The organism is Mycobacterium sp., assembly GCF_049673265.1.
Lineage (GTDB): Bacteria > Actinomycetota > Actinomycetes > Mycobacteriales > Mycobacteriaceae > Mycobacterium.
The window spans coordinates 1-3,871 of record NZ_JBATXN010000152.1 but is presented as its reverse complement, the minus strand read 5'-3'; the positions used below and the strand labels follow the sequence as shown (position 1 = coordinate 3,871).

At 65.3% G+C, this 3,871-nt stretch carries 4 protein-coding genes and 1 pseudogene; 3 read left to right on the top strand and 2 right to left on the bottom strand.

Going from position 1 to position 3,871, the window contains the following annotated elements; genetic code table 11:
* Positions 1–43 precede the first annotated feature (43 nt).
* Both WBF82_RS05415 and mntR read right to left on the bottom strand, forming a co-directional pair.
* Entirely contained in the window at positions 44–475 is a 432-nt protein-coding gene (locus WBF82_RS05415) for a type II toxin-antitoxin system Rv0910 family toxin (protein WP_424382059.1), read from the bottom strand.
* 6 nt (positions 476–481) lie between these two features.
* Entirely contained in the window at positions 482–1,186 is a 705-nt protein-coding gene (gene mntR, locus WBF82_RS05410; protein WP_424382058.1) for a manganese-binding transcriptional regulator MntR, read from the bottom strand.
* A 157-nt stretch (positions 1,187–1,343) separates the two neighbouring features.
* Between mntR and WBF82_RS05405 the strand changes: the two genes are divergently transcribed.
* The 3 genes and pseudogenes from WBF82_RS05405 to WBF82_RS05395 all read left to right on the top strand — a co-directional run.
* Entirely contained in the window at positions 1,344–2,318 is a 975-nt protein-coding gene (locus WBF82_RS05405; protein ID WP_424382057.1) for a bifunctional riboflavin kinase/FAD synthetase, read from the top strand.
* 122 nt (positions 2,319–2,440) lie between these two features.
* Positions 2,441–2,710: a 30S ribosomal protein S15 gene (gene rpsO / locus WBF82_RS05400; RefSeq protein ID WP_219065472.1), complete on the top strand. Its 270-nt coding sequence runs from the start codon at positions 2,441–2,443 to the stop codon at positions 2,708–2,710.
* A 410-nt stretch (positions 2,711–3,120) separates the two neighbouring features.
* Positions 3,121–3,871: pseudogene (locus WBF82_RS05395) on the top strand (polyribonucleotide nucleotidyltransferase); the annotation flags it as partial.

Sequence of the window (3,871 nt, the reverse complement as noted above, 5' to 3'; positions counted from 1 at the left end):
CGACCCGGGATGCCTATCACGCGCGGGCCACCGCGGGGAATCACTAGGAGTACAGCGCCTCGAATCGCTTGATCGAGCGCTCAATATCGCCCTTGACAGCTCGGGTGGCAGCGGCTCCGATCGGGCCGAACAGCGGCTTGCCGCCCATGTCGATTCGCACGGTGAATTTGCAGCCGGAGGGGGTAGGTGCGACGGCCAACCGCAGGCCGTACTTGGTGCCTCCCACGCCGTCGCCGGTGATCTCGAGCAGGCCCGGAGGCTCGACTTTTCGGATCGTCCAGGTGACGCGGTTGCGCATGCCTTTTGCACCGGCCACGCCGACCAACGTCGCTCCGGGCGTGAGTTCGGCGGGCAATTCACTCCGCCACCCCTGGTGCATCTGCAGCCAGTCGCCAAGTTCGGCGAGATTCGATGCATGCGCCCACGCTTGTTCGGCAGTCAACGACAGCTCATGGGACAGCTCGAGTTTTGCCATCAGCGGCTACCTTGACACCATCCAAATAGCTTGTGCGGCAGGACTTCCCAAGTCGACCGTGGTGGGAGCGCCGTCAGCGGATTCGACTGCGATGGAGATCATTCCAGCGAATTCCCGCCGGGTCAGCACCCGCAGCCGGGAGTCGAGGCTGATCCCGATGCTGTCGAAGTAGCGCAGCATCTCGGGGTCTTTGTCGGATATCCGCGCCACCGTGCCGGTGTCACCGTCGGCGCATGACCACAGCTGGCGGGCCGGTGGCGTGGGAACTTGCCCATCGGAGCCCGGGATCGGGTCGCCGTGCGGATCACGCTGCGGGAATCCCAGCTTGGCGTCGATGCGCGCCACCAGCCGGTCGGAGACCGCGTGCTCGAGCACCTCGGCCTCGTCGTGCACTTCATCCCAGCTGTAACCGAGCTCCTTGACCAGGAAGGCTTCCAGCAGTCGGTGGCGACGCACCATCGCCAGCGCCGCCCGACGGCCCGAGTCGGTCAGCGTCACCGCGCCGTACTTCTCGTGGTCGACCAGACCCTGCTCGGCGAGCTTGCGGATGGATTCCGAGGCCGTGCTCGCCGACACCCCGATCTTCTCGGCCAGCATCTTCGTGCTGACCTTCTCCCGCGACCACTCCTGGGCGTTCCAGATGACTTTCAGGTAATCCTGGGCAACCGCGGAGAGCTCGTTGGGCTCATCACCAGGAGAGTCGGGGCTCACAACGGAAGTTTAAGCAATCCTCACCTGATCTGGGGCTCGTGCGACGACGACGCGGATCCAATTACCGCCCGTTGTGGGGGTCCCCCCGCTTGCGGGGGCGAGTCGCACCGTGGCATCAGCATGATCAGCGGCTGCGTTGCGCCGTAGGCTAGCGGTTGTGCAACGGTGGCGCGGCCAGGACGAGATACCCACGGACTGGGGCCGATGCGTGCTCACCATCGGGGTGTTCGACGGCCTACACCGCGGGCACGCCGAGCTGATCTCGCATGCGGTGAAATCGGCTCGCGCGCGGGAAGTGCCGACCGTGCTGATGACGTTTGACCCGCATCCGATGGAAGTGGTCTTCCCTGGCAGTCATCCCGCTCAGTTGACGACGCTGACCCGACGCGCCGAGCTGGCCGAGGAGTTCGGCATCGACGTGTTTCTGGTGATGCCGTTCACGACGAATTTCATGAAGCTCACCCCCGAGCGCTACGTCCACGAATTGCTCGTGGAAAACCTGCATGTGGTGGAAGTCGTGGTGGGGGAGAACTTCACTTTCGGCAAAAAGGCCGCCGGCACCGTCGACACCCTGCGCCGTGCCGGCGAGCGATTCGGGTTCGCGGTGGAATCGATGTCGCTGGTTTCCGAGCATCACGACACCGAAACCGTGACGTTCTCGTCGACCTATATCCGGTCCTGTGTCGATGCCGGAGACGTGGTCGCGGCCACCGAAGCGCTGGGCCGTCCGCACCGCGTCGAGGGCGTCGTCGTCCGGGGCGAGGGGCGCGGCGCGGAGCTGGGCTTCCCCACCGCGAACGTGGCGCCGCCGATGTACTCCGCGATCCCGGCCGACGGCGTCTACGCGGCCTGGTTCACTGTGCTGGGGCACGGGCCGGTGACCGGCACGGTGGTTCCGGGCGAGCGCTACCAGGCCGCCGTTTCGGTGGGCACCAACCCGACGTTCTCCGGGCGCACCCGCACTGTGGAGGCGTTCGTGCTCGACACGTCGGCTGATCTGTACGGACAATATGTGGCGCTCGACTTCGTCGCGCGGATCCGCGGGCAGAAGAAGTTCGGATCGGTCGAGGATCTGATAGCCGCGATGGGCACCGATACCGAGCGTGCCCGTGCGCTGCTTTCCCTGGACTGACCTGGGGATTCCAGTCGTTTAGCCACGCACTGTTAGACTCCCTGGCGATACGGCGCGTGCTGCAGTTCGCGGCGGCCGCGGCCTGGAATCGAAGATCGCGGACCGATTGATGGAGATATTTCGTGGCACTGACTGCCGAGCAAAAAAAGGAAATCCTGGGCTCATACGGCCTGCATGGAACCGACACCGGATCCCCTGAGGCGCAGGTCGCCCTGCTGACCAGGCGGATCGCGGATCTGACCGAGCACCTCAAGGTGCACAAGCACGACCACCACTCACGCCGCGGTCTGCTACTGCTGGTCGGACGCCGGCGCCGGCTGCTGAAGTACGTCGCACAGATCGACGTCGAGCGCTACCGCTCGCTGATCGAGCGGCTGGGCCTGCGCCGCTGACGCCGCCCTTGTAGAGGATCGACTGTGCGGTGACGGCGCCGAGTGTGCGCACAGGGCGGGAATCCGGCGATTTTTCCGCCCTGGATGCACACTCGACGCCCAGATTGCACACTCGATTTCGGCGAATCATCGCGCCGCTGGGAATCGCCAGGTCGGCGTGTAGAGTAAGGACGTTCTGGGCCGGATTGGCCCGAGCAGGTGCGGCGCGCGCGATCCGCGCGCACCGTCCCAGCGAGTCACAAGGGACCTGCATCGCGCGGTCTTCGGTAGTGGCTGCCGGGCTCCCTAATCGGGGCAGGTCGGCAGCTTCGATCGATGGCCGTCGCCGCATCCAGGCTCTGAAAACCCTCGGGGTTTAGCGTGATTACGCGAAACAGCTAAATAAACCCAGAGAGGCCATACGGACACCCATGTCTGTAGCTGAAATTGACGAAGGCGTATTCGAAACGACCGCCGTCATCGACAATGGGAGCTTCGGCACCCGCACCATACGATTTGAGACCGGCCGGCTGGCTCTGCAAGCCGCCGGCGCCGTCGTCGCCTACCTCGACGACGAAACCATGCTGCTGTCGGCGACCACCGCCAGCAAGAACCCCAAAGACCAGTTCGACTTCTTCCCGTTGACCGTCGACGTCGAGGAGCGGATGTACGCCGCCGGACGCATCCCCGGCTCGTTTTTCCGCCGCGAGGGCCGGCCGTCCACCGACGCGATCCTGACTTGTCGACTCATCGACCGGCCGCTGCGTCCCTCGTTCGTCGACGGGTTGCGCAACGAGATCCAGGTCGTCGTGACGATCATGAGCCTGGACCCCAACGAGCTTTACGACGTTGTGGCTATCAACGCCGCATCCGCCTCCACCCAGCTGGCCGGACTGCCGTTCTCCGGTCCGGTGGGCGGTGTCCGGGTTGCGCTGATCGACGGCACCTGGGTGGCGTTCCCGACCGTCGAGCAGACCGAGCGGGCAGTGTTCGACATGGTGGTGGCCGGGCGCGTGGTGTCCGGCTCGTCTAGTACCGAAGGCCCCAACGCCGACGTGGCCATCATGATGGTCGAAGCCGAGGCCACCGACAAGGTCATCGAGCTCGTCGCAGGCGGTGCCCAGGCGCCGACCGAAGCCGTTGTGGCGCAAGGCCTTGAGGCTGCCAAGCCGTTCATCGCGG

Bases quoted from the DNA above. Each gene is read 5' to 3' on its own strand.
- WBF82_RS05415 (WP_424382059.1), bottom strand. From the start codon at position 475: ATGGCAAAACTCGAGCTGTCCCATGAGCTGTCGTTGACTGCCGAACAA.